This window comes from Comamonas sp. A23 (assembly GCF_004522605.1).
Taxonomy (GTDB): Bacteria; Pseudomonadota; Gammaproteobacteria; order Burkholderiales; family Burkholderiaceae_C; genus Comamonas; species Comamonas thiooxydans.
The window spans coordinates 276,606-301,193 of the sequence record NZ_RSDT01000005.1; the positions used below are offsets into that span (position 1 = coordinate 276,606).

General features: G+C 58.0%; 21 protein-coding genes. 9 read left to right on the plus strand and 12 right to left on the minus strand.

Annotation, left to right across the window (positions count from 1 at the left end; translation table 11 throughout):
* Positions 1-546: 546 nt before the first annotated feature.
* The 4 genes from EIC84_RS14245 to EIC84_RS14260 all read left to right on the plus strand — a co-directional run bounded on the left by EIC84_RS14245 (position 547) and on the right by EIC84_RS14260 (position 5,720).
* Positions 547-1,044, plus strand: a complete 498-nt coding sequence (locus EIC84_RS14245) for an RNA polymerase sigma factor (RefSeq protein WP_034362310.1) — start codon at positions 547-549, stop codon at positions 1,042-1,044.
* Positions 1,045-1,124: 80 nt separating this feature from the next.
* Positions 1,125-2,285 carry a FecR family protein gene (locus tag EIC84_RS14250; RefSeq protein ID WP_003066602.1) on the plus strand — a complete coding sequence of 387 codons (1,161 nt, stop codon included), beginning with the start codon at positions 1,125-1,127 and terminating at the stop codon, positions 2,283-2,285.
* A 130-nt stretch (positions 2,286-2,415) separates the two neighbouring features.
* The gene (locus EIC84_RS14255; protein WP_003066601.1) at positions 2,416-4,830 is read left to right on the plus strand and encodes a TonB-dependent receptor; all 2,415 of its coding nucleotides are present in this window, start codon (positions 2,416-2,418) and stop codon (positions 4,828-4,830) included.
* 272 nt (positions 4,831-5,102) lie between these two features.
* Positions 5,103-5,720 (plus strand): hypothetical protein, encoded by a 618-nt coding sequence (locus EIC84_RS14260; RefSeq protein WP_003066599.1) that lies wholly within the window; start codon positions 5,103-5,105, stop codon positions 5,718-5,720.
* 1,113 nt (positions 5,721-6,833) lie between these two features.
* Here the strand turns inward: EIC84_RS14260 and EIC84_RS14265 are convergent.
* From EIC84_RS14265 to EIC84_RS14280, 4 genes are all read right to left on the minus strand, one after another.
* Positions 6,834-7,727 (minus strand): hydroxymethylglutaryl-CoA lyase, encoded by an 894-nt coding sequence (locus tag EIC84_RS14265; RefSeq protein WP_003066595.1) that lies wholly within the window; start codon positions 7,725-7,727, stop codon positions 6,834-6,836.
* Positions 7,728-7,741: 14 nt separating this feature from the next.
* On the minus strand, positions 7,742-9,124 hold the full coding sequence (locus EIC84_RS14270; RefSeq protein ID WP_003066594.1) for a tripartite tricarboxylate transporter permease: 1,383 nt from the start codon (positions 9,122-9,124) through the stop codon (positions 7,742-7,744).
* Positions 9,125-9,141: 17 nt separating this feature from the next.
* Positions 9,142-9,585: a hypothetical protein gene (locus tag EIC84_RS14275; protein ID WP_003066592.1), complete on the minus strand. Its 444-nt coding sequence runs from the start codon at positions 9,583-9,585 to the stop codon at positions 9,142-9,144.
* A gap of 82 nt (positions 9,586-9,667) precedes the next feature.
* Positions 9,668-10,957: a hydroxymethylglutaryl-CoA reductase, degradative gene (locus EIC84_RS14280; RefSeq protein ID WP_003066590.1), complete on the minus strand. Its 1,290-nt coding sequence runs from the start codon at positions 10,955-10,957 to the stop codon at positions 9,668-9,670.
* 171 nt (positions 10,958-11,128) lie between these two features.
* On the opposite strand from EIC84_RS14280, the gene EIC84_RS14285 reads away from it, so the two are divergent.
* On the plus strand, positions 11,129-12,529 hold the full coding sequence (locus EIC84_RS14285; RefSeq protein WP_003066587.1) for a PLP-dependent aminotransferase family protein: 1,401 nt from the start codon (positions 11,129-11,131) through the stop codon (positions 12,527-12,529).
* A gap of 431 nt (positions 12,530-12,960) precedes the next feature.
* Here the strand turns inward: EIC84_RS14285 and EIC84_RS14290 are convergent, their stop codons facing one another.
* From EIC84_RS14290 to EIC84_RS14305, 4 genes are all read right to left on the minus strand, one after another.
* Entirely contained in the window at positions 12,961-13,935 is a 975-nt protein-coding gene (locus tag EIC84_RS14290; RefSeq protein WP_003066585.1) for a tripartite tricarboxylate transporter substrate binding protein, read from the minus strand.
* Between the two features lie 711 nt (positions 13,936-14,646).
* The gene (locus EIC84_RS14295) at positions 14,647-16,008 is read right to left on the minus strand and encodes an L-serine ammonia-lyase (RefSeq protein ID WP_034362306.1); all 1,362 of its coding nucleotides are present in this window, start codon (positions 16,006-16,008) and stop codon (positions 14,647-14,649) included.
* 37 nt (positions 16,009-16,045) lie between these two features.
* Positions 16,046-17,173: a C45 family peptidase gene (locus EIC84_RS14300; RefSeq protein ID WP_003066581.1), complete on the minus strand. Its 1,128-nt coding sequence runs from the start codon at positions 17,171-17,173 to the stop codon at positions 16,046-16,048.
* 67 nt (positions 17,174-17,240) lie between these two features.
* A complete protein-coding gene (locus tag EIC84_RS14305) occupies positions 17,241-18,224 on the minus strand; it encodes a tripartite tricarboxylate transporter substrate binding protein (protein WP_003066578.1) in 984 nt (327 codons plus the stop codon).
* A gap of 256 nt (positions 18,225-18,480) precedes the next feature.
* On the opposite strand from EIC84_RS14305, the gene EIC84_RS14310 reads away from it, so the two are divergent.
* Both EIC84_RS14310 and EIC84_RS14315 read left to right on the plus strand, forming a co-directional pair.
* Entirely contained in the window at positions 18,481-19,395 is a 915-nt protein-coding gene (locus EIC84_RS14310) for a LysR family transcriptional regulator (RefSeq protein WP_160162814.1), read from the plus strand.
* A 229-nt stretch (positions 19,396-19,624) separates the two neighbouring features.
* Positions 19,625-20,107: a GreA/GreB family elongation factor gene (locus EIC84_RS14315; RefSeq protein ID WP_003066574.1), complete on the plus strand. Its 483-nt coding sequence runs from the start codon at positions 19,625-19,627 to the stop codon at positions 20,105-20,107.
* Positions 20,108-20,456: 349 nt separating this feature from the next.
* Here the strand turns inward: EIC84_RS14315 and EIC84_RS14320 are convergent, their stop codons facing one another.
* Positions 20,457-20,819: a winged helix-turn-helix transcriptional regulator gene (locus EIC84_RS14320; protein ID WP_034362304.1), complete on the minus strand. Its 363-nt coding sequence runs from the start codon at positions 20,817-20,819 to the stop codon at positions 20,457-20,459.
* 100 nt (positions 20,820-20,919) lie between these two features.
* Here EIC84_RS14320 and EIC84_RS14325 point away from each other — a divergent pair, with 100 nt between their 5' ends.
* Entirely contained in the window at positions 20,920-21,465 is a 546-nt protein-coding gene (locus EIC84_RS14325) for a carboxymuconolactone decarboxylase family protein (protein ID WP_003066570.1), read from the plus strand.
* 213 nt (positions 21,466-21,678) lie between these two features.
* On the opposite strand, the gene EIC84_RS26185 is transcribed toward EIC84_RS14325, so the two are convergent.
* Complete coding sequence (locus EIC84_RS26185; protein ID WP_034362302.1) at positions 21,679-22,089, minus strand: hypothetical protein; 411 nt, start codon at positions 22,087-22,089, stop codon at positions 21,679-21,681.
* Positions 22,090-22,175: 86 nt separating this feature from the next.
* Between EIC84_RS26185 and EIC84_RS14335 the strand changes: the two genes are divergently transcribed.
* Positions 22,176-22,673, plus strand: coding sequence for a hypothetical protein (locus EIC84_RS14335; RefSeq protein WP_003066567.1), 498 nt, complete (start codon positions 22,176-22,178; stop codon positions 22,671-22,673).
* A gap of 115 nt (positions 22,674-22,788) precedes the next feature.
* On the opposite strand, the gene EIC84_RS26340 is transcribed toward EIC84_RS14335, so the two are convergent.
* Together EIC84_RS26340 and EIC84_RS14350 are read right to left on the minus strand one after the other, a co-directional pair.
* On the minus strand, positions 22,789-22,965 hold the full coding sequence (locus EIC84_RS26340) for a hypothetical protein (RefSeq protein WP_237704462.1): 177 nt from the start codon (positions 22,963-22,965) through the stop codon (positions 22,789-22,791).
* Between the two features lie 481 nt (positions 22,966-23,446).
* Positions 23,447-24,526, minus strand: a complete 1,080-nt coding sequence (locus EIC84_RS14350) for an SDR family oxidoreductase (RefSeq protein ID WP_003066565.1) — start codon at positions 24,524-24,526, stop codon at positions 23,447-23,449.
* Between the last annotated feature and the right edge of the window lie 62 nt (positions 24,527-24,588).

A 24,588-nucleotide genomic window follows, 5' to 3' on the forward strand; every position in this document is an offset into this window, starting at 1 on the left:
TGCTTTGCTCTTCTTTGGAGGCGCAGCCATCAAGTCGCTGCGCTCTGTACACGCCTCCAGCCTGGATGTGCTCTGTTTGGATTGAGACATGCAACGGTCTTTTCTTTGATCGTCCACGCAATAGAAGCGTGTGGTGCGCAGAGGCTGAAAGTTGTGTATCGACCAGTGGCAGGTTGAGTAAATGAAAGAGATGGAGCGACTGCTGACACCGGCACCTTGGAGAGTAGTTGAAGCGGCACCAGCCTGGCTCCGGGTTTCTGTCGGTTGGCAGCTATCGGCCACTAGCAGCCGGCCACCGCAGATTTCCGAACGGCGGCTTGCTGTCGGTGCTCATCAGGTATGCCGGTCGACATTGAGCCGAATAGAGGTCACGACCGACCAGTACCCGCAGTTCGCATCACATCGGATGCATTTATTGAGAATAAGTCGCATTAACAATTTATAATTTTGCCGTGTAGTTGATCGCAACTCTTTGCGCCTGGGCTCCAGAGCTGTCTTATCGCCGCGCACGTTCGACCTCACTCATTGCTACTGGCTTTTTGGATCGTGCTGACCCGCTACTACAGAGACCTGTTGAATTTCTGCATGCGCAAAGTGAGAGACCGCGATACTGCGGCTGACTTGGCGCAGGAAAGCTATGCCCGTGTGCTTTCCATGCAGCAGAAGGGGCAGGTCATTCTTGAGCCAGGTGCATTGCTGAGGCAGGTGGCCTTGCGCGCCAAAATCGATATGGATAGACGGGCTGAGGTGCGCCAGCATCAAAGTATCGATTCATTGGAGGAGCTGGATCAGCCTGCGAGTCCTCTGCATCTGCAGCCCGAGCATGCCTATGCATCGTCTCAGAGCATTCAAGCGTATCTTGACACTATCGAGGGGCTGCCGCCTCGGTGTCGTGATGCCTTCTGCATGTACATCTTCGATGAGTTGCCCAACAAGGAAATTGCAGAGCGGATGGGGGTGTCGCTGAGCATGGTGAATCAGTACATCAGCCGCGGAAAACTTGCTTGTGCTGCGCGCAGAATGGAACTTGATAATGTCGAGTGATCGCAAATTCGCGTGCGTTTTGCGTAGCTGTTTCGCCGAGGGTGAATTTTTGCCCCGCCCCGCGCATCCGTATCCCTAAGATGAGTCACTCTTTTGCATCCCAGCGCAATGTGCCAGCCTCCTTTGACGAGGCTGCGGAAGCGCGCGAGCTTGCGGATTTTTTCAGTCGACAGAATCCGGTAGATGTGGCTGCCGTCGAATGGCACTCTCGCTGGGAGCAAGGTTTGAGCGAGAGCGAGCATGAAGCCCTGCGTCAGTGGTTGGCTGAGGATGCTGCGCATGACACGGCGTTTCGTCATCTGACCCAAGACATGGCGGTACTGCGTTCTGCTCCTGCCGACAGGGTTGCAAAAGCACGCTCCTCGTTCAAGAGCGAAGTCATTGCAAGTGGCGGATCTTCTGCGCAGTCTGGCGGGGAGCCCGCGAAGCCGAAGGCGATGGAAGTATGGGTGCGCGCAGGCGCTCTGTTGAACTGGATGCAGCCGCGCTCTGCCTTGGTCGCTGCCTGTTGTGCTGCGGTCTTTGTGGCAGGGATTGGATGGCATCAATGGATGCTGCAGCCGACATTCGAGAGCAGCTATGTTGCGCAGAAGGGGCAGCAAAGGCTTGTTACCTTGCCAGATGGCACCGAGCTCGCCATGGACACTGACACCCAGGCTCAGGTCACCATGTACCGCGACCGCCGAGAAGTGCGGATTGCGGATGGACAAATCATGTTCTCGGTTGCCGCCGATCCCAAGAAGCCATTTCATGTCCTCGCTGGGCCTGCGCGTGTCACGGTACTCGGGACACGATTTTCCGTTCGCTATCGTAACCAGGGGGCCGATGCCGGGGCTGTCAATGTTTCGGTGGAGAAGGGCCATGTACGGGTCGCCAGTTCCTACAGCACCGCCAGCGCGAAGGCTGATCTGCCTGTCGAATTGCTGGCAGGACAAGGCCTGAGGGTGTCATCCAATGGGGTGTTAGGCCAGGTAGCCAGTGTTTCTCCCGGCAGTGTCGCCCTTTGGCGCAAGGGCTTGGTGCGTTTTGATAACACCTCACTGGCTGATGCATTGCTAGAACTGGAGCGCTATGCTCCAACGGGCCTGGAGATCCGCGACCCTGCGGTCGCTGCAATGACCATCGGCGGCAGCTACCAGATTGATAGACCAGGGGAGTTTGCGCGCATGCTGACCCAGATCCTGCCTGTGAAGCTGGTCAGCATGTCATCGGGGAAGACTGAAATCGTCAGTGCGCATTGAGCACTTTCAGGCTCGATACGGCCATTTCGAATTTTTTCGGACTAGGGGTGTATTTCTGGTGATCTGATGCGTCTTAAAGAGTAGTGAGTTTCATTTTTCATTCATTACTCGACGTTCGGAATCCCTCTCCATGCGCTTCACGCAGCCTCATTTCCAGCCCGCTCCTCTTGCTTTGGCCGCAGCCCTGGCAGTCCTCTCCCCGATGATTGCGCAGGCGCAATCCGCTGCTGATAGTGGAAAAAGCATCAGTTTCTCGATCACTTCCCAGCCATTGGGGAGCGCACTCAACGAGCTGGCAGCAGCCTCTGGCACATCGATCGGGTTTGCTCCCGCGTTGGTTGCAGGCAAGACAGCGCGCCCCGTCCATGGAGCACTCACGCTGAAGCAGGCAGTGGAGCAGGTGCTAGCTGGAAGCGGTTTGGTCGCCGTAACTCAAGGGGGTGGCCTGATCATCAAGGCCATCGCGTCAAATGATGATTCCGCATCGCTGGCCACAGTCACGGTGACTGCACAGCTCGAGAGGGACGGCGTTACCGAGGGCACCGGCAGCTACACCCAGACGGGTTCCAGCCGGACGGCAACGGGCCTGAATCTCTCGCTACGCGAGACACCTCAATCCGTGACCGTCATGACGCGTCAGCGCATGGATGACTTCAAGCTGGAGACGCTGACCGATGTGATGGAACAGACACCTGGCATCGCCGTCTACAGGCAGAACAATGCCACCGACTTTCAAGCGCGTGGGGCAAAGGTAAACCTGCAGACCGATGGCATGGCACAGCTGAGCAGCGGCTGGTACTACCTTACCAGCACCATGTTTTCGCTCGACGATATGGCGGAGATCGACCGGATCGAGGTCCTCAAGGGTTCATCCGGTCTGGTTGTCGGCAAAGGCGACTATGGCGCCACGGTGAACATGATCCGTAAGCGCCCGACTCGCGAATTTCAGGCCAGCGTGCGTGCCAATGCGGGGAGCTGGGACACTTATCGAACACAGGCCGATGTGAGCGGTCCACTGAACGAGGCGGGCACGGTACGGGGGCGTCTGGTCGCTTCTGCCATGGACGCAGGGGGATTCCGCGATCATGAAAAGAGCAGCAGCAAGATGCTGTTCGGGGCACTCGAAGCGGACATCACTCCCGGCACAGTCCTCAACCTCGGTATGACTTATCGCGAACGCGATGCACAAGGCATCGGCACTACGCAGCCGATCCAGCGCTACACGCGAACAGGTGGTGAGGTGGCGTGGATGCCGCGCTCTTTCAACACCGGTGCCCCCTGGGGCGGATATTCCCAAAAAGGTCTCAATCTCTTCGGCAGTCTGGAGCAACGTCTGGCGGATGACTGGACAGCCACGCTCAAGTTTTCACATCAGAACGTATCCATGGACGATATGAAGGCTGGCTACTTCTACGATCAGGACCGCGCAAGCTTCGGCCGATGGCGCAACATGGAGACCGATAACTGGAGCATCAATCTCGATGTGAAGGGGACATTCGAGCTGTTGGGCCGCTCGCATGAACTTCTGGCCGGCGCAGGCGTATCGCGTTTTCACAGCAATGTGCAATTGCCGCTGAATGCGTTGAACCTGGTGCCGCTAGGCAATCTCGGCATCAACATGGCACAGGGTGGGGCGGTGCTGCCTCAGCCTGATTTCAGTGTCTTGAACTACGGCAACAACAAATTCAGTCAGAAGCAGCGTTATGCCTATGCTGCCGGACGCTTCCGGGTGGCTGATCCTCTGCAGTTGATCACGGGGTTACGCGTCACACGGTTTGAAGAGCGTGACATCACACCCTACTGGTGGAACTATGACATGAAGGAGAACGGTGTGATCACCCCGTACGCTGGGTTGGTCTACGAGGTGCAGCCGAACGTGTCGCTGTACGCAAGCTATGCCAGCATTTTCCAGCCGCAGACGGCTCAGGATGCGCGGGGTGCAACGCTGGCACCGGAGGAGGGCAACACTTATGAGGTCGGCGCCAAGGCCGAATTTTTCGACAAGCGCTTGAACGCCAGCATCGCTCACTTCTGGATGAAGACGGAAAACACCGCAGAGGAAAGCGGTGATCTCACTCCTGCGGGTAATACGGCCTACCGTGCGGTCTCGTCTGCAACGCGGCGTGGCTGGGAGCTGGAGCTGGCGGGCGAGCTCGCGCGCGGCTGGCAAGCGCAGGGCAGTCTGGTGCAGCAAAGCAGCTCGCTCACCAGTGCCAGTCAATATCCCAAGTACCAGTTCAAGCTCGGCACGACCTATCGCTTTGACCAAGGCTCTTTGCGGGGACTGACTGTGGGAGCGGCCACACGCTGGCAGGGCAAGACCTCGATGAGCAATAGCGCTGCCACTTTGTCGCAGAGGGGTTATGCGGTGCTGGACCTGATGGCGCGCTATCAGGTCGATAAGCACCTGTCGTTCAGCCTGAACGTGAACAATGCACTGGACAAGAAGTACATGGCCGGGCTCACCAACTTTACCGCGGCAGGCTTGTTCTACACCTGGGGTGCTCCGCGCAGCGTAAATGTCGGAATGCGTTATGACTTCTGAATACCGATATTCAAAGTTGAACGTCGGTACTTCGCTGCCTTGGAGCTCCCAATGATGGACTTCCACTGATTCTGGGCAAGGCGGATAGAGACTCCGCGCTGACAGGCAACAAGCCTGCCCAGCCTTTGTTATGTGCTGTTCGACGCAGGGCCTGGACTGCAGGCTCTGTGTCGAACAGGAAGAAATACAAAAGGCGCCAAGACGCCGAGCGGATTGGATACAACCTTCAAGATGAGGATCGCTGAGTGCAATTGCTTCCTGTATTTCATCGAATGGCTTTGTGCCTGCTAATCAGTGGCCTATGGTGTTCAGCACAGGCACAGGCACAAGCGGAGTATCTCTGGGTGCAGCCCGACGGGGCGGAGGTCCGAGCCTACGTAGGAGAGTTACACAAACCTTTAGACAAGTTGCCTGCGTTGCTGGAGCCCAAGGCAATGCAAGCTGATGGCAAATCATTGCCAATTCAGACTGCGATCAACCATATCGCTGTTCCCAAGCCCTTCAGCGATCTGCGCTTCTCAGCAACCGGGTTCGATGATGGAGTTCTTACCTACTATCAAGCTCGCTACGGTCGCCAGGACATTCAGGCCAGGAACGACCTGGAGCTGGTTCCTACCCACCCTGACGGAAACACCTTTCGATTGATATTCAAGGGACGAGCTGTTGCAGCCAGCCAAGTGAATATCGAAACGGAGGAAGGGTGGCGCCGTTCACTGACCCCGTCAAAGGACGGTACGGTGAGCTTCACGCCGTCTTTCCCTGGCCTGTATGTGCTTGAGGTATCGGCTCGTGTCAATGATGCGGTGGTTACTGTGGGCGGTAAGAAATATACCGATGTACGCTATACCGCGACGCTTAGTTTTACTGTCCCTCGGCAAGAGGAGAGGTGAGTTGTCTGGCGCTGGAGGCGCACCGCAATCGACTCTGTTGACGAGTATGAGCCAGTCATCCCAATAATTGAGGCGAAAGACAGCCAGAAGCAGTCACTATCAAAACGTCAATGCGGAAGAACAACGCTCGCGGTAAGCCGCACCGTAGTGCGAAGCCGGAGGGCACACGCAACTGAAGCTTGTGCGTTTCGGCTTGACCAGCCAGTTAGGCCACAGGTACTGCGCGGAAATGCGACGGCACCTTTGATGGCTGGTTAGCTGGATTGAATCGAAACGCCAAGTTCTTTGCATGAATCCACGAAGCGTTCGCGAAGTAGCCTAATGTCGAAGTCGCCAACTCTGCGCCGCTTGGATTCGAGCGCCGCCAGAGACTCATAAATGAGTTGAACTATGTGCGATACAGACTCTTCAGTTGAATGAGTGGCCAAAAACGAAAAATCTGGTCGAACGCTATAGTGCCCAACATTGAACCTGTCTGGTATGGCTGGAAGACCAAAATGGCCTCTGCCAGAGACACGCTTCTGTAGTCGAAAAGTATGTAGGGGGTGGCCATCTGGCTTAGCCCAGCCTACGAGCAACTCTACGTCAATCCAAAGATGCTCCATTGGGCCGCCGTACTCGCCCGAGAGTTGCTCAGATAGCTTGTCAAAGAGCGGGCGAAGTGCATCAGCGAGACTTCGGGTGGACTCGTCGCAGATGCTCGCGTGAAAACCTAGCTTCATATCTTGAGTGGCCTGATGTTTGAGCTTAGCCGCCTGCAGAAGTGGCCTGTAATCTTGGTTGGCGATTGGTGTACCGCGACGTTCATCCAGAACTGAGTTGCACTTTAACTTGAAGGCTGCAAAGTACCTACCAATGTTCGCGCTGGTTCGAACAGAGACAGTCGCAGTTTGGCCAGGAGCAGTCCTTGAAGGCCTTCTCTCTGGTGAGTGCTTCTGGCGGGTCGAGGCAATTCATCTCAGAGACACCAACGACTGCTGCAGCGCATGGCAGACTTGCGTGCAGAGGTCGAGACTTGCTCTGACAGCGGGCGTTGACGCCTTCAAAGAAAAAGGCCGAGAGATTTGAGATCTCAAGGCCTTTTTGCGCTGGTGTTTATGTAGAGCGCAGGTTTCAGTGCTGTACCGCTTGCTGGCCATGCAAATCGCTCAACACTTGTCGGATATAGCGACCTGCAGCTTGAACCCTGGACATATCTACGCCGGTTTCATAGCCCATTGCATGCAAGGCATGGACCAGCTTTTCGGTGGCCAGATTGCCTGAAGCTCCTTGGGCATAGGGGCAGCCGCCCAGGCCCGCCACAGAGCTGTCGAAAATGCGCAGTCCCATCTCCAGCGAAGTGCAGACATTGGCTTCCGCCATACCATAGGTATCGTGAAAATGGCCCGCCAGGCGCGCGCTGGGAAGGTCCCTGAGGCAGACTTCCAACAGCTTGCGTGTGGACTTGGGCGAGCCGCGGCCAATCGTATCGCCCAGAGAAATCTCATGGCACCCCATGGCCAAAAGCTCTTGCGCAACCTGCAAAACCGCCTCTGCAGCAATATCACCTTCATAGGGGCAACCCAACACGCAGGACACATAGCCACGCACAGGGACACCGGTCTCCAGCGCCCTCTTCACCACAGGTCTGAAGCGATCCAGACTCTGCGCAATGCTGCAATTGATATTGCGTTGCGAGAAGGTTTCCGAAGCCGCACCAAAGACCGCCACCTCGTCACAGCGAGCAGTCAGAGCAGCTTCCAGTCCTTGCAGATTGGGCGTCAATGCGCTGTAGCAAACTCCAGGGCTACGTTCGATCAAGGTCATCACTTCGGCGCTGCCGGCCATTTGCGGAACCCATTTGGGCGACACAAACGAAGCCGCTTCTATAAAGCGCAGGCCTGCGCGGCTGAGCTGGTTGATCAGCTCGACCTTGGCATGCAATGGCACAGGCAGCTTTTCGTTTTGCAGGCCGTCGCGTGGCCCGACTTCCACGATCTTGACCCGGCGCTCTGGTGCATTCGACATTGCTGCTCTCGCTTTCAGAACAGCTTGAGCAGCGCAGGAACGCTGAGCACGGCTGTGTAATAGCCCATGAACTGCACGCCGGTGTTGAAGCCGAAGGTACGGGAGAGCAGGCCACCCATGAGGCCCATGGTCAAGATCACCAGCAGACCCAGCAGACCGCCTTCCCAGACGCTGATCACGATGATCAGGCCGACAAAGGTGGCAATGATGGCTTCGTGGCTGACTTTGCGCGATACAAACATTGCAGCACGGCGCGCGTAGTTCATTGCAAACGGATAGGACACCACTGCGGCAAGCAACACCGACAACATGCCGTAGCCCAGAAACTCCCAGTGGCTCAGCAGGTTGTGCAGATTGTGGGTCTGGCCCGTAGCAGCATCCACCGTAAAGCGTGGAGGTGCATTGAACAACGGTGCGGCAGGGCCGGCAGCCACAGGACTCAAGGGCAAGCCAAAGGCGATTAGCGGGATCAGCGCTTCGGCAATATAGGTGGCTTCCGTCACGCCGTTACGAGCGCTGAGCACCGTGGTCAGGCGGTGATAAGCGTGTTTGATGCGAGAGCCCACCAACTCGCCCAGCACCACGGTCATGGCCACAGGGCTGAATACAAAGGTTGCGCTGGAAATGGCGGCAGTCGTTAACGTCCAACGGGTCTGGGTTCTATCCAGCACCTTGAGCGGGTTGGGGAAATAGCCCGACCAACCTTTGACATCAGGAGCCAGGTTGAACTGGCGAACCTTGTCGCGCAACATGCTCTTGCGGCCTGCGGGCGCCATGACGGTAAAAAGATCGGCAACCAGAGGTCCAATGGCGATGCCCAGGAAGTAGCTGATGCTGAGCTTGGTGTCGTACTTGGCAGTCAGTGCCTGCAGCGCCAGAATCACCACCACAAAAGGCACGAGCAAAGCAATTGCCCCCCAGCGGCCTTTGGAGAAATAAGCAATCAGCACGGCTGCGGCCAGAAAAATCCAGGGTGCAGTCTTGGTAATGGTTGAGCCGAACGGCGCCAACATCACGGCAAACAGCACCGCCAGCGGCACGGCAACAAACGCCGCGACGATGGCGCCCGAGACCATTTTGCGCAAGGCAATATGCGGCACGCCAAGCTTGCGCAGCAAGTCTGCATCCTGCAGCAAAGGCGTGGCGAGTGTATCTCCGGGGATACCCAGCAGCGCTGTCGGAACGGCATGGGTCATGTGCTTGGCAACGGCACCAGCCAGAAAGAAGGTAAAGACGCCTGCAGGCGGAACGCCGAGCAAAACGACAAGCAGGGTGAGTGGTGCCAGTGTCGTGGTTTCGTCGGTGCCGGAAACCAGTCCGATTGCAGCAAAGACGATGGCGCCGATCAGGCCCATGCCCGCAGCGACGCCGATTTGTTCAATGAGTTGAGGATCCATGCCGTGTACTCCTTGGGTTACTGGCCATCACGGCTTCTGGATGTGCCGGGCGTGACGAAAAGCTCATAGAGCTTGAGTTCCTTGAGCTCCTGCACCACGACTGGGGGCAGGTCAGACACAGAACCCAGACCACCGGGCTGCTGCTCCAGCTCACGCAGCACTTCGGCACGCCATTCAGGGTTGCTGGAGATGTCTTCTTCGGTCACCACACGTTTGGGAGGGAAGATGCGGGCGCAAATAACGCCAGCGAGCACACAGCCGGCCAAGCCAGCGAGCATGGCGTAGGCATGAGCCAGCTGTTTGGATTCGACCACCGAGCTCAGCCAACGGCTGGCTGCAAAAAAGCCGAGCACGCTGATGCCGATGCCGATCAGGATGGACCAGCTCAGGTGCTTGAGGTCAACGGTATCACCCCAGACCTCAGCGAGTTGCCAGTGCGAGGCTTGCTTGTCGGAACTCATAGCCTTGTCTCCTTGCTTGTTGTTGTTCCCGTTTCGGGTAAGAAAAGCCTCGCCCGGATGTGCCTGGCGAGGCTGAGGATGCTTAGCGCTGGGCGCGAATTTCTTGCAGCACTTCCAGTGCGCGATCGGTGCGCACGTCATGCTCGGTAGCCAGGCGCTTGGCGACGATCTCTACTTCTTCACCCACGGCTCCTGCGACCAGCGCAATATTGCGAGCATGAAGTGCCATATGGCCGCGCTGAATGCCTTCGGTGGCCAGCGCGCGCAAAGCACCCAGGTTCTGGGCCAGACCCACTGCGGCGGCAATCTCGCCCAGTTCCTGGGCAGACTTCACCTCCATGATCTTGAGCGCCAGGCGCGCCAGTGGATGGGTCTTGGTGGCCCCGCCCACCAAGCCCACGGGCATGGGCAGCTCGATGGTTCCCACCAAAGCGCCGGCATTGTCTTTTTCCCAGTGCGTCAGCGAGGTGTATTGGCCGTTGCGGCTGGCATAGGCATGGGCACCGGCTTCGACCGCGCGCCAATCGTTGCCTGTAGCGACGATGACGGGGTCGATGCCGTTCATGATGCCCTTGTTGTGGGTGGCGGCGCGGTAGGGGTCAATGGCGGCGAAAGTGTAGGCGTCGAGCACGCCTTCAATAATTGCTTCGCCGCTGCGCTCTTTGGTGGCCAAGGTTTGCGGTGTCAGGCGTACACGAGCACGGGCCAGGCGCAGGTCTGCCAGGTTCGAGAGAATGCGCAGGCGCACCGAACCACCAGTAATTTTCTCCACCAGTGGCGAGACTGATTCGGCCATGGTGTTCACGGTGTTGGCACCCATGGCGTCGCGCACGTCCACGATCAAGTGCATCACGACCATAGGGCCGCGTGGAGAATCGGGGAAGACGTGGATTTCGATGTCCTTGCAGCCACCGCCCAGGCTGATCAGCACCTTGTCTCGACTATTGGCTTGCGCGAGGATCTCATCGCGGGCCTTGAACAACGCCAGTCTTGCACCATAGGGATCGCTGATGCCGACGATTTGCACCTGCGCACGCATCAGCGGCAAGGTGCTCGATGTTTCAAAGCCTCCATCCTCACGGGCCAGCTTGGCCATATACGATGCAGCTGCAATGATGGAAGGCTCTTCCACTGCGAGCGGAATCAGTACATCGCGGCCGTTGATGCGGAAGTTGCCTGCGACGCCCATGGGGAGCTCGAACGTGCCCACCACATTCTCGATCATGCCGTCAGCCAAGGTGGCGGGCAGGGCGCCCGCCTGGGTCAGTAGATTGCGCTCTTCGGCACTGAGATTGCATGCGGTGGCGACATGCTCCCAGCGCTGTGCGGGGGTGAGAGCTCGGAAATTGGGAAGACGCGAATCGACGGCCATGAAAACTCCTACAAATCCAAATCTGGATATCAATACAAGGGGACGGTTGGCCGAGAATTTATTCAAACTGTACCTTTTAATACAGGTACAGTTTGCAAGAACAGTACTGCCGCAATGCAACATTGGACCCATCTGCATACATACTGGCGGCTCACGATCCAGGAGACTTGAATGGCGGGTGGTAGCAAGCGTCAGGCCCCTATTGCAGAGCGTTTGGCTGATTTGATAGGGCAGCAAATAACCGATGGCGTGTATCGTGCAGGGGATAAGCTGCCGTCCTTGCGTGAGCTGGCGCATTTGCACAGCTATGCCAAAAACACCGTGGTGGCAGCCTTTGATCTTTTGGTCTCACGCGGTCTGGTGGAGTCCCGGCGCGGCTCTGGGTTCTATGTTCAAGCGCAGGCATGCCATGCACCTCAGGATGAGGACGCAGGCCAGCTCAACCGTGCGATGGATGTGGTCTGGTTGATGCGCGAGCAACTCAAGACCCAGCCGGATGCTGTCGCGGTTGGCGATGGATTTCCGCCCATAGAGTGGCTGGCCGATATGCGCATGGATCGCTATCACCAGAAAGTGGTGCGAACCGGTCTAGGGTCCTTGTTTCGCTATGGCAGCCGCTTTGGCTATGCGCCGCTGCGCGACAGCCTGGTGCGCAAGCTGGGCGTGTTCGGCCTGGGAGTCACACCTCAGCAACTGGTCCTGACCCAAGGTGCGAATGAAGCCATGGATCTGGTGATTCGCTACTTCGTTCCGCCTGGCGCGACGGTGCTGGTAGACGATCCTGGCTACTATTTGCTGTTCGGCAAGCTCAAGCTGGCAGGAGCGCGCGTGCTGGGAGTCCCCAGGCAAGCCGATGGACCCGATGTCCAGGCGCTGGAGCAACTACTGTTGACTGAGCGCCCGCGTCTGTTTTTCACCCAGTCTGTGGCGCACAACCCCACTGGCTCAGACATCAGCGCTGCCAAGGCCTACCGCGTCTTGCAGCTTGCAGAGCGGCATAACCTCTTGCTGGTAGAGAACGACCCATTGGCCGATTTCAAACCGACCTCGTCAGTGCGTTTGTCCACGCTGGATCAGCTGGAACGCACGATTTATATAGGCAGTTTCTCCAAGTCGTTTTCTGCAGCCCTTCGCGTGGGATTCATCGCCTGCAGCGATGCTTTAGCCAGCGACCTTGCAGATTTGCGATCACTGATCCATGTGAGCGGGTCCGAATACTGCGAGCGCATGGTCGATGTGATGCTCCGCGAAGGCCATTACGAACGGCATCTCGTGCGCTTGCGCCAACGCTTGGGAAAGGCAACGCAGCAGGCGCTGGATTGGTTGGACATGCACAACTGCGAGGTGTTTGCGCGTAACCCTCAGTCGCTATACCTCTGGGCCACGTTCCCCGGCAATCCCGATGCCGTGCGTCTGGCCGAGCGTTTGCTCGCCCACAAAGTCACCATGGCTCCGGGCCATGTTTTCAACCTCGACCCGAGCCAGACATCGCCTTGGTCGCGCTGCAATGTAGGTGCCATGCTGGACCCCCGCTTTGAGGTGGCCTATCGAGCAATGCAGGAGGTGCGCTAATCGCCTTTGCATAGCTTTGCGGAACTCACTCGTTGAGGTTCAAAAAAAGAGAAGTGGCTTCGGTCGAGAAGCGCCTTCCCTGGATTTATTGACGCTACGGGGCTTATGGTTGCCGATCACGGTCCGCTGCCTGAGCGGCCTCCGGCACCAACATCAGTTTTGGAGCGCCGTCTGTCTTGAGCGGCGCTTTGTCCTCGGAGCCGACTGCCTGGCTATTTGGCTCGCGCGTATGGGGCGATACCCAGACCAGTGCCAACAACTTGTTTATCCGCGGTTTCCTCGCGGAAGACAAAACCTACCTGGATGGTCTGCGCATTCGTCCGGATGGTTATCTCGGCTACTTTGCGGAAAACCTTTTGCCTTGTAGCGTGTCGAGGTGCTTAGAGGCCCGGCTTCGGCCCCCTGTTGCCAGGCGTCTGGAGGCCGTGTCGTCAGTTGACCTGCATCTGGGCCTTGCGTGCCACCTCGCCCAGTCGTTTGTATTCGGACTGTGTCAGCGCTTCGAAGGCTTGTGCCGCAGACCCCTTGGGGGTGAATCCGGCCTGCACCAGCTTGTCCTTGACGGCGGGATCGCTCAGGGCCTGGTTGATGGCTGTATTGAGTTTGGCTGTGATGGCGGGATCGAGCTTGGCTGGGCCATATACGCCGAACCATGGATCGACTGCGTAGCCTTTGAGTCCGCTCTCCGCGATTGTCGGCACATTGGGTAACGATGGACTGCGCTCGCTACCAGCCACGGCCAGCGCTTTGAGCTTGCCTGCCTGGATGTGCGGCAGGGAAGCGGGCAGGTTATCAAACATGGCGGGTAGGTGGCCGCCAAGCATGTCGGTAATACCCGGTACGCTGCCTTTATAGGGCACATGGACAGTATCAAGGCCAGTCATTTGCGCAAACATCACGCCAGCCAGGTGCATGCTGGTTCCGGCGCCGGCAGTACCGTACTGAAAGCCAGGGTTCGCTTTGATGTAGGCGATGAACTCCTGCACATTGTTTGCCGGGAAGCTCTTGCCCACTTCCAGCACGATGGTGGAGTAGCCCAGCATGGAAACCGCCGTGAAATCCTTGCGGGGGTCAAACGCCATCGATTTGTAGATGTGCGGGTTGAGCGCATTGGTGGAGATGGCTCCGAAACCGATCGTGTAGCCGTCGGGCTTGGACTTGGCCACGACATCCATGCCGATATTGCCTCCGGCACCAGGCTTGTTCTCGATCACCACAGCCTGGCCCAGCGTGCGTGCCATGTGCTCGCCTACGACACGCGCCACAAGATCGGTTGTTCCACCAGCCAGATACGGAACGACAAAGGTAATGGGTTTTTGCGGGAAAGCTGCTTCTGCGCGAGCGGTTGCCATGGTGGTGAGCGCACCTGCGGCAGCAATTGAGGCGAGTATCAGTCGACGGTTCATTGAGGTCTCCTTGGTAGTTCTATTGAGTAGCGTTTGAAGCCGATATCCGGAATCTGCTTGAGGCAAGGCCTTGGAGTCCGTTATCGCCCGAAGCAGGGTGAGAAGCAGTGTATTTGTTCAATGCAGTCCATGGGAGCTCAGTTTGGCAACTGCTGGTCAAGTGCCAGGTACAGATATTGGTCAACTCTGCTGCACAGAGTGCCTCCCGCTGCGTATTGCAGTTGACCTGACTATCTGTGCCGGCATGATTGACAAGTCGCGACCGGCTGCGTTCGACCGGAAGCGGGATTCCGGCTGATCTACACCTGCATCGACCGGTTGAATCCACAGCTGCTTGCTGTCGTTCAGCACCTGCGATACCAATGGCTGGGCACAATCACCACGTAGGAGAGGCAGTGTTCGAGCATCTGTTCGAGTCTTGTGAACATCTCCCGGAGCCCTCACTTCTGATCACTCGCTCTCTGCCCATGCTGTTCGAATATTTGCGAGCCACGCATGCGGTGGCGCCAAATGGGGTTCAGCCCTTTGTTCAAGCTAGTTGGCTACAGGTGCGGGCCCCGTCCCCTGGCCGTAATTGGCTTGCTGATACCTCAATCGCTCAAGAAGAGTCTGGTGGATCTGCTGACTGAGTGCTTGGTACGCACGCCATAGAGCACAGACTTTCCTATCTCGATTGCGCTGCGCCTATTGAGTTTTTCGCTTACTGACGACTCAGCAGGCGACCACGTTGACCGCCAGGCCACCTCGCGCTGTTTCCTTGTACTTGGTCTTCATGTCTGCACCGGTTTCTCTCATGGTCTTGATGACCTTGTCTAGGCTCACATGGTGTGAGCCGTCTCCGCGAAGCGCCATGCGGGCCGCATTGATGGCTTTGACCGAAGCGATTGCATTGCGTTCGATGCAGGGGATCTGCACAAGGCCTCCCACCGGGTCGCAGGTCAGGCCGAGGTGATGTTCCATGCCGATCTCCGCAGCATTCTCGACTTGCTTTGGGGTGCCCCCCATCACGGCGCACAGCGCGGCCGCAGCCATAGAGCAAGCCACGCCAACCTCGCCCTGGCAGCCTACTTCCGCGCCCGAGATCGAGGCATTCTTCTTGTAGAGAATGCCGATGGCCGCTGCGGTAAGCAGAAAGTCCACCACGCATCGGTCGGTGGCCCCAGGGTTGAATCGCATGTGGTAACTCAGCACGGCCGGGATAATGCCGGCGGCACCGTTCGTGGGAGCCGTCACCACTCGGCCACCCGCCGCATTCTCCTCGTTCACTGCCAGAGCGAATAGATTCACCCAATCCATCCGCACAAAGGGATCTACTTCAACCGAGGCTGCCAGGGCACGAAAAAAATCGGGTGCCCGCCTTCTTACCTGGAAGCCGCCAGGTAACACTCCATCGGACCGGCAGCCGCGCTCGATGCAGGACTGCATCACCGCCCATATAGCCATCAGGCCGCTGACGGTTTCCTGCTCTGGCCGAAGCTGGAGTTCATTGAGGTGCATGATGCCGGCGATGCTGCATTGAAGCCGCGATGTGGCCGCCAGCAAGTCCGCGCCGGAGTTGAAGGGCACGGGGGGCTCGGTGTCGGAGGATGTATCCCGCAGACCTTGCTCGTCGATAACGAAGCCACCACCGATCGAATAATAGGTTTGCGCGGAGAGTTCTTGCTCGTCCGCATCGAATGCAAGCAACCGCAGGCCATTGGCGTGGAGCGGAAGGGCCTTGCCGGCGATGAACAGCAGGTCCGTTTTCTCTATGTATGCAATGTGGTGCTTTCCTCCGACAGCGAGCGTGCCGCTGGCGCGAACGCGCTGAATCAGTCCGGGTGCACTGTCGACATCGATGCTCTCCGGCTCGTGACCGCACAGGCCCAGCAGTACAGCGGTATCCGAGCCATGGCCTTTCCCGGTCGCTCCCAGCGATCCGTAGAGTTCGCATCGGATGCGATGGATACGACCGAGCATGTTTTCCCTTTCCAGTTTGTGGGCGAACATGCGTGCGGCCTTCATGGGGCCGACCGTGTGCGAGCTGGAGGGGCCGATGCCGATCTTGAAAATGTCAAAGACGCTGAGGTACATGGATTGGGTCTCACCTGCGGGTGCCAAGGGCGTGATCCTAGAGTGCATACTCCTGGAACTCCCTTCCCTCGTAGGGCTTGCGCGCCACCCACATGACGCCGTTGGCAGCATCCATCAATGTCGTGGCGACGGTTGCGGAAATACTGCTGAAATCGCCCGGCTTGGGGCTTCTCAGCACCCCGTCGGGGTAACCGAAGTCATCCGCCAGGATCGAGCGGATATCGTCCCAGCTGACGCCCCGGCCCTCGATGGCGCGCAGTGCGGTTTCGACGCGGTGCTGCCGGTACAGGCTGTCCGGCCTCGCTGCCAGCCCCGGATCCTTCAACCGGACCAGCGCGACGGGCGACAGCCAGTGGTTGGCATGGACAAGCACATCGGCCTGCGGCAGCATCGGGTAGACCTCGTCCGGGGCTGCCTCCAGGCTGATGCCGCAGCCATCGTCGGCACTGCTTTGCGCCAGGATCATGTTGCTGGAGCAGTAGCGCTGAGCACCATAGACTGCGCGCATCGCGTGCGCCAGGTTAGTGGCCTCCAGGAGCCGTCGGCGCAGTAGCACCACCGGCGCACCCGGGCCGTTCTGGAAATCCTTGTGACAGGACATCGCATTCCCGGTCAGGGACACGCCGTTACTGTTCAGGCCGTGCCTTGCCAGTGCTCCGGCTTCCGTGAAGCTCAGGATATCCGGCCCGTTCTTGCTGCGAATGCGCAGGACGATGCAGGTGTCGCCGCACTCTTGGCGCCAGTCCCAGTTGTGTGCATGGATCAGCCGGCCCGTGGCCGAGCGCCTGGGCAGTACCACCAACCCGGTGCAGTCGCCGTCCTCCATCTCCTCGTGACGCATCGTATCGTCCTGCATTCGCGCAAAGCCATACAGCATCTCCGTGCGGCAGTTGATCGTCAGGATGTCTTCGAGGGTCGTTCCGGCTCCGTCGGCAATGCCGCGCATCTCTTCCAGGTAGGTTTCGTCAAATGCCTGGATTTGCGGCACCATCGATCGTGCGAGGGTATCGATGGTTGCACTATCCAGCCCCCGGTGGCTAAGCTGTGCGCGGTATAGCATCGCGCCGGCGGCAATGCGTTCGGGGACGGCACGCCCATGCTGGCGGCCGCGCTCGTAGGCATCGCCGGCCACGTCTACGAGCGGGAAAAATTGTGTTGCACTCATGCAGATCTCCATCCATCAGGCGATGCCGGGCACGCCATGCGCCCCGGCCTCAGTTCAATATGCAGTGTCATTGCACGCTGAGATTCAGGGACTTGATCAGCGGACCCCATTGCTCGGCATCCTGCAGCGCAGCATTTCGGACTGCGGCTGGCGTCTTGTCCGAGGGCTCAACCATGTACAAGGTGTTCAGCTTGCGGTGGGCGTCCTGATCCGCCCACATTTTCGTAGTCACGGCATTGAGCTTCTGGACGATGGCATCCGGCGTTCCCTTGGGCACGACGAGCCCGTACCAGCCACCACCGACGGACTTGGCGATACCGACCTCGGCCAGCGTGGGCACGCCCGGCAGCTCCGCCAGCCGTCGGTCGCCGAAGATCACCAGGGGCTTGACCTTCTTGTCCTTGATGAAGGGCATGGCAGAGAACACCACGGCGCTGGTCAGGGGAGTCTCGCCGGCGACGGTAGCGAGCAAGGCGGCGCCACTGCCTTTGTAGGGCACATTCAGCAGGTTCACCTGAAAGTGCCTGGCGATCACTTCCATGTTTAGGTGCGTGGAGTTTCCCTTACCTGCTGAGCTGTAGGAGTACTTGCCTGGAGACGCCTTTGCCAGCTTGACCAGATCGGCAATGCTGTTGGCGGGCAGCGTGGTGCTGGCCAGCAGGATTTGCGGCGTGGTCGCCAGGATGCCTACTCCCTCGAAGCTCTGGTCCGGGTCGTAGTTCAGCTTGCCGTAGGAGAAGCGGTTGAGCGCTAGATTGGACTGTGTGCCGAGCAAGATGGTGTAGCCGTCTGCCGGCTGGCTGGCGACATAGGCCGCAGCCAGCGATCCGTTGACGCCCGCGCGGTTTTCCACCACGACTGGGGTTCCCAGCGTGCGTGAAACATAGTCGCTCCAGACTCGGGCGATTCCGTCGGTGCCACCACCTGGGGGAAGCGGGACGATCAATCGAATAGGCTTGGCCGGATAAACGTCCTGCGCAGGCGCTGCACCCGCCATGGACGCTGCAATCACCGGCACCAGGACCTGGAATGCCTTGTAGATGCTGTTCATGTCTGTCTCCGTCTGTGGTTTGTGAATAGGCCGTGCTGCATCTGCAGCGTTGGACTTTCGGCGAAGTATGGTGGGCATGAATCTCCATGGGAAATCATATTTTCGAGCCCATATATACCTATTTGGGTATAGTCATGGCAGATGCTCACTACTGGCAGATGGCCCATGTGCCAAGCGCAATCGCTGCGTAATACGGGTGGTTGGGGCTGATTGCGAAAAGGCTGAAATGGATCTTCTGTCACTCAGGCGCTTTGACTTGAACCTGTTGCTGGTCTTCGAGTCCCTGATGGAAACCGGCAATGTCACCAAGACTGCGGATCGGCTCGCGCGCACGCAGCCGGCGGTCAGCCGCGATCTCGCCCGACTGAGAGAGGAGCTGTCAGACCCATTGTTCGTGAGAGTGCGTGGAAAGCTGGAACCCACAGCTCTGGCTCGCAGGCTCCGTGAATCTGTGCGGCGGGCACTGGAAGCCGTCGACAAGGCGCTGCTGGAGGGGGGAGGCTTCACCCCGCGTGAGTCCACCCAGGTTTTCAAGATCGGTACTACCAGTGCCATCGAACTGCTGTTGGCACCGGCGCTGCACACCTTCCTCGAGTTCGAGGCGCCTCAGGCTACTGCCTCCTTTGTCCCGACATACGGCGATGTTACGCCCGTTGAGGAGCTCGAAACCGGTGCGATTGACCTCGCTATTGGTCGTTTCGACCGGCAGGCGAGCAATACCACCTTTGTACCGCTGTTTGAAGAAAAGCGCGTGTGCCTGATGAGGCGCGATCACCCCCTCGCCGGCAGAAAGCTCGGGCTGGCGGACCTTGCGCAGATGCGGTTCATCAGCACGGCCAACATGCTGGGGCGCGACAACGACGTGGACGAACTGCTCAAGCAACAAGCTCTGCCCAAGCGCAAGCTTCCCTTGTTCATCTCGGCCATGTCGCTGGCGCCATTCGTCATGCGCGGCAGCGATGCGGTCATCACTTTGCCGATGCGTGTTGCCCAGATTCTGGCTCGTCAGTTCGACCTTGCCATTGTGAACATGCCGGCTGAAGTCTCAAACCGCATGTACTCCATCGCCTGGCATGCACGTTGGGACCCATCACTGTCCCACCGATGGCTGCGCGAAGCGGTCATGTCTCTGCTCGGAGACGATAGATTTGATTCCCTCTCTGCAGATTGAAGGGTTCTGGTTCATTAGATTTTGAGTAGTTGTTCGCAATGGGGTTATTAAAGACCGCTTCTGCTGGCCGCCTTTCAGCATTGGCGATACCAATGACTGCTGGTGAGCAACGCAAACCTTGCAAGCAGGTGCAGGCAAGCCATTGACCTGTAGCCAATGGAAGCGTCGAAAGGGGGAGGGGCCTTCATAATCAAGGCCCCCAACTTGTTCGAGATGTCTACCTTTCGTTATGGATAAATTGTTGTTGCAGCAACTGGTGCTGAAACGGCTGGCCGAAGACCTTCTGCAAGTCGAGCAGGCAGCGAGGGTCGCTCATGAAGCGGCGACTCATGAGGAAAATATCGCCGAAAACAAATACGACACATTGGGTCTCGAAGCTGCCTACCTGGCTGCTGGCCAAGCTCGTCGCGCGGAAGCCATCCGCCAAGCGATGGCCAATTGGCGCCAGTTCCGCCCGCAGCCCTACAACGCCAGCCAAGGTATACAGCTCGGCGCACTAATCTGCCTGGTGGATTCAGACGACAAGCAACAACAGATCTTTCTCGGCCCGGATGGGGGGAACATGAAGTTGCTCAACGGCGCTGAACTCATCCAGGTCATCAGCAGCAAAGCCCCCTTGAGCAGGGCTATGCTGGGTAAGTGCGAAGGTGATGAGGTGTCGGTACAGCTCGCTCCGGTCCGACAGCGGTTCGAGGTGCTGTGGGTTCAATAAGCCGCGAGCATGTTCACGCTGGATTGACCGGGAATTATTCGTTTCAGACCCCTCAGGCCAGCTCATGGCCGAAAGGCTGCGGGCGTCATGAATTCCTGGGGCAGACATTCGATGTGAGCGCCAAGTCGTCCTGCGCCTGATTTCGGGGTCGCAAGTGAATGGAGCGTTCGGCCGGGGGCAGACCTGGATGGCTTTCTCTCAGGTTGCTGCTTGGGGCTGGTCACCGCCTCAGCGCTTTGGCAGCCGATGTCTGCAGTTCCTAAGCAGAATTCCAAAAGAGCAGGTTCAGTGCTAGATGCGCAGAGGATGCCTTCCTTTACCTGCACGAAATCTGAGGAAAATCCACAGTTTAGTCGGCAGAATCAGAGGCCGCAGCGTCGGCTTTGGTCTGATCTCGCATCCGATGCCCCCATTGATCGGCCCACTGTGTCAGGGGTTTGAGGGCACTTCCCAGCTTCCTGCCTTCTTCCGTGAGCCGGTAACCCCCCTCCGCGTGATCCACCAAGCCCACCTCACGCAGTTCGCCGAGTCGAATGTTCAATAGACGGGTGTTTGTCTCGCAAGCGTCCAGCAAAGCGCGGAACGTCAGCGAGCCGGACTGCAACTCCCAAAGAATCCGCAGTGTAGTCCGTCTTCCTAGCAGATCCAGGACGACCATGAGGGGTCGTCCTGACTTGGAGCCTCGGACTGGTTTGTCAATAACGGGTGTCATACGCGTGCTTTACTTTATACAGCACGCAATATAGCCTGAACTTCAGGTTAGGGGCACCGGTTGGCGGTTGCTCCAACCTGCACTTTCTGGAAGGCAATACATGACAGCACGCATCGCCCCCGCACAACCCCCCTTTGAGTCCGATATTGCGGAGCGCATCGACAAGACCATGAAGGGCCGCCCGCCGCTATGGCTTTTCGCGACCTTGGCCCGCGATCCTCGTCTGGCCAGGAAGTTCTTCTCCGGCAGTCTGCTGGATCGCGGTCATTTGACAATACGGCAAAGGGAAATCGTAATTGACCGCACGACGGCCCTGTGTCGCTCTGAATACGAATGGGGGGTCCACGTAACCGGCTTTGCGAAGCTGGCCGAACTCACTCACGAGCAGGTTCGCTCGACCGTTCTCGGCTCGGCGGCAGATGCCTGCTGGAGCGACGAGGAGAAACTGCTGATTCGCGTCTGTGATGCACTGCACTCGCACTGCGATATCGACGACCAACTCTGGGCGAGCCTCAGTGCCACCTTCCCCGAGAACGCCTTGATGGAACTCCTGATGCTGGCAGGGTTCTATCGAACAGTCAGCTATCTGACCAACGCACTGCGGATGCCACTCGAAGACATCGCGGAGCGATTTCCCACGGCATAGCGCCGGATTGGGTCGTGTCCACGCGGAGCGCCTTTGGCATCCGCGTACATGCAGGTTTCCGTTGCAGAAACTCGTTCACTGGAAACTGAGTCAACAGAGGCGTGAAGTTCATGCTCTGGGAACAGGCATTCACGAACGTCAGCTCCTGGCCAGACTGCGACAGTCGCAGTTCAGCCCAATGCAGACAGTTATTGATGTTCGACGTTAGGCGCTTCAGTCTCCATCGCAGACAATCTTTCGCGTAGGGGAGCTTGACAAGATGAGTGCGAGGAGCGAAGTGATGACGTGAAGCACTTCGAGCTTTTCGACTTTGTGCCAGTCTTCAGTCTCGACGCAAACGCTCCCGCCCTGCCAGCCAACGAGAACCAGCCAGGAATCCGGCTTATGCGCGACATCCTGCATTGCTTGCTCGAGCTCGGTGCGAAGGCGATGCAGTTGATAGCCTTCGATGACACCGCCACCGTAAAGATCAATCAGCTCACCTTTGTGGCGTTCGAGGTTTGCTGATTCAAAGTAGCGGTAAAGGAACCAGTAGTAGCCGTCGTCATTGAAGGTGACCGGCGATATATCGCTGCAAGGCGTCTGGAGGTTGGCATGATCGGCCAGGTACAAGGATACGGACATGGAGTGCCTAGCGGACTATGTAGGCCGACCGCAGAATGCGGGTCGGCTTGACTGAAGGGTTACCCTGGGGCGATATGAGAGGCGCAATGAAGCTCAGTTTGATGGCACTTTCAATTGTGGCTGCGTTCCTCCTTGCAACCCGAGGCTGTGCAAGCTTCAACAGCTACTGGTACGAAGGCTACCTACCTCAGGCGATCGAGGTTGAAGAACTACTGTTTGTCGAAGACAGCGGCGGCTTCAGAGAAGGTTGCGGAGCAGCTATCTACAAAATGGATGGACTATCGCTGGAACACATTCGCGCGAACGGGCTTGATGCATTAAGAGAAGCCAAGCAGGCCAGGCGGCATAAAGCTCGTGAATACAGTGACTGGAAGGAAACACCCTACATTGAGCCGAAGGACGAAATAGTTCGAAACGGCTGGCTGACCGGTATGAACGAGGGGTGCTCGGATATTCCCTCCGAAATGGAGCGCGATATCAATGAGGCCTTGAGAGAACCAGGCTCCTTCTATGCAACTGGGCATGAGTCTGGCTTGATAGTAATTCCCAAGCGGGGGTGGATCATCTTTTCTCATTTCGGATGAAGATCGCTTGCTCCCCCTCGGTTGCATGTACCTCCTCACCGCTATCCGATACCTGCGCTGAGCGCCAGTTTCGCCTGCCTCCGGCGACGGCTTATGACCAAGACCTCCATTTCACTCATGCCCTGAAAGCGGTCGCCGGCTGATGTGTCGTTCGCGTCGAATGCGTGCTTTGGGGATTGAGCCAGTGCTTGCCATTGGTTGCCGAATAGCCGAGATGGCTAGCGTACACGGCGTCGGAGCCTCTGGTGTAGGCCGCGCTCAATTCAGGGGGGGCGACTGAGTTCAGGTCCATGTCGTACTTGAGTTGCCAGGAGGCTTCGCGCGGACCGTTGAAGTCGGACGTTGCATTGCGTTTCCAACCAGATGGAGCCACGATTCACATAGTCAAACGGGTTGTTCTCGCTGACCTTCTGGTGGCCGAGTCCGAATTTGAGAGCACCTATGGCGCCACCTGGCTTTCTGGTAGACAGCCATGAAATTACGCTTTATGGCCGCTGTCGTGGGTGCGCATCCAATTTGCCGCGGGGATGAACTCTCTTGCCGATAACCGTCTTGTCGGTCGGCCTTGAATATCGATTCCATCCCAGACCGGCCATGCGATCTGTTGTCATGTCCGACATCATTTGGATGACTGCTTTCGTGTGTGCCGAAATGGTGCAGCAGACCCTTGTGGGCATTTGCAAGCGCACATCTGCGGCATGCCCGAGACCGCGCTGTCCTGCTCCCTACGACCACCTCGGATCTTGATCTTGTTTGGTGCCCCAAGGAATAAGTCAGGCGGCCTTGTCCTGGGCTACGCAATATGAGTTTACGAACATTGCAGTGTGCCGCAATGACTGGCGTATATCCGGTTTGGCTATTCCATGCCTGTTGGCAAATTGCTCGACCGCCGCTGTATCAAAGCGAGTGGTCTGGATAAAGTCCAAGGCTTCGGCGTCTGTATTCAAGAACCGCGCGACGGGAGGAATACTCAGCAGCAGCTTCAGCAAGCGTAGGGAAATGTGATGCCTGGGAGGCTTCAAGCCCATGGGTTGTGCCACCTGTCCCAGGAGCTCCTGCAAGTTGGGGCTTTGGTCATCGAGTGCCAGCAGTTCCTTGCCCACCATGGCGGGATCGAAAGCACAAGCCGCCGCCAACTCGACCAGGTAATCCACGGTGACCAGTGGGAGCCAATGCTCGGCGCTACCGGGCACTGCAGCCAGCTTTCCCTGCGCAAGATTGCGTATCAGTGTCACCAGCGGCTGACCGTCAAGGATATGCCCGGTACGGCTGTGGCCACAGACCGTCGCGGGGTGAACTACGGTAACTTCCCCGCCCTCGGCGGACATGAGCTGCAGGGTTGCAAAGTGTGCCTCCAGCTTGCTCGCTTCGTAAGCACCGACGTGCCGGTAGACGGCAGGCCAGTTCGTCAGCTCTGGATGACGAGGGTCAATTCCGATGCGCAGCAGATGTTCATGATTCTTCAGCATGTAGCCGCCGATCATCACCAAGCGGCTCTTTTGCGCAGCCGCCAGCAGCGCCACGCGCTTTGCCCCTTCTACATTGACCGCACGAGAATGCTCCAATGAAAGCCCCCAAGCGAAGTGGGCACCCAGGTGGAATACGACTCTGGCCTGCCTTAGCACTGCTTGGTCGGCAGGACTCAGTCCGAGGTTGTCGCGCTCAAGGTCGCCAGCAACGGCAAATATCCGGGTTGCAGTCCCTCCCAGATTGTCGACTTGCTCTCGCAGTGCAGCCAGTCGCTCTGGGCGACGCATCAACACCCGGACGGTGTGACCCTTGGCACTCAGGTTCGCCAGCAAATGTTGACCGATGAAACCGGTCCCTCCCGTGACAAAGCACTCCACGCTCATTCTCCTGCTCCTTGGTAAGGTGAGAAATCAAATGTAGAGTGTTGACCTAACTCTATAGTCAA

Coding starts and splice junctions, on each gene's coding strand:
- EIC84_RS14250 (WP_003066602.1), top strand. CDS start 1,125: ATGAGTCACTCTTTTGCATCCCAGCGCAATGTGCCAGCCTCCTTTGAC.
- EIC84_RS14255 (WP_003066601.1), top strand. CDS start 2,416: ATGCGCTTCACGCAGCCTCATTTCCAGCCCGCTCCTCTTGCTTTGGCC.
- EIC84_RS14260 (WP_003066599.1), top strand. CDS start 5,103: ATGGCTTTGTGCCTGCTAATCAGTGGCCTATGGTGTTCAGCACAGGCA.
- EIC84_RS14265 (WP_003066595.1), bottom strand. CDS start 7,727: ATGTCGAATGCACCAGAGCGCCGGGTCAAGATCGTGGAAGTCGGGCCA.
- EIC84_RS14270 (WP_003066594.1), bottom strand. CDS start 9,124: ATGGATCCTCAACTCATTGAACAAATCGGCGTCGCTGCGGGCATGGGC.
- EIC84_RS14275 (WP_003066592.1), bottom strand. CDS start 9,585: ATGAGTTCCGACAAGCAAGCCTCGCACTGGCAACTCGCTGAGGTCTGG.
- EIC84_RS14280 (WP_003066590.1), bottom strand. CDS start 10,957: ATGGCCGTCGATTCGCGTCTTCCCAATTTCCGAGCTCTCACCCCCGCA.
- EIC84_RS14285 (WP_003066587.1), top strand. CDS start 11,129: ATGGCGGGTGGTAGCAAGCGTCAGGCCCCTATTGCAGAGCGTTTGGCT.
- EIC84_RS14290 (WP_003066585.1), bottom strand. CDS start 13,935: ATGAACCGTCGACTGATACTCGCCTCAATTGCTGCCGCAGGTGCGCTC.
- EIC84_RS14295 (WP_034362306.1), bottom strand. CDS start 16,008: ATGTACCTCAGCGTCTTTGACATTTTCAAGATCGGCATCGGCCCCTCC.
- EIC84_RS14300 (WP_003066581.1), bottom strand. CDS start 17,173: ATGAGTGCAACACAATTTTTCCCGCTCGTAGACGTGGCCGGCGATGCC.
- EIC84_RS14305 (WP_003066578.1), bottom strand. CDS start 18,224: ATGAACAGCATCTACAAGGCATTCCAGGTCCTGGTGCCGGTGATTGCA.
- EIC84_RS14315 (WP_003066574.1), top strand. CDS start 19,625: ATGGATAAATTGTTGTTGCAGCAACTGGTGCTGAAACGGCTGGCCGAA.
- EIC84_RS14320 (WP_034362304.1), bottom strand. CDS start 20,819: ATGACACCCGTTATTGACAAACCAGTCCGAGGCTCCAAGTCAGGACGA.
- EIC84_RS14325 (WP_003066570.1), top strand. CDS start 20,920: ATGACAGCACGCATCGCCCCCGCACAACCCCCCTTTGAGTCCGATATT.
- EIC84_RS26185 (WP_034362302.1), bottom strand. CDS start 22,089: ATGTCCGTATCCTTGTACCTGGCCGATCATGCCAACCTCCAGACGCCT.
- EIC84_RS14335 (WP_003066567.1), top strand. CDS start 22,176: ATGAAGCTCAGTTTGATGGCACTTTCAATTGTGGCTGCGTTCCTCCTT.
- EIC84_RS26340 (WP_237704462.1), bottom strand. CDS start 22,965: ATGGACCTGAACTCAGTCGCCCCCCCTGAATTGAGCGCGGCCTACACC.
- EIC84_RS14350 (WP_003066565.1), bottom strand. CDS start 24,526: ATGAGCGTGGAGTGCTTTGTCACGGGAGGGACCGGTTTCATCGGTCAA.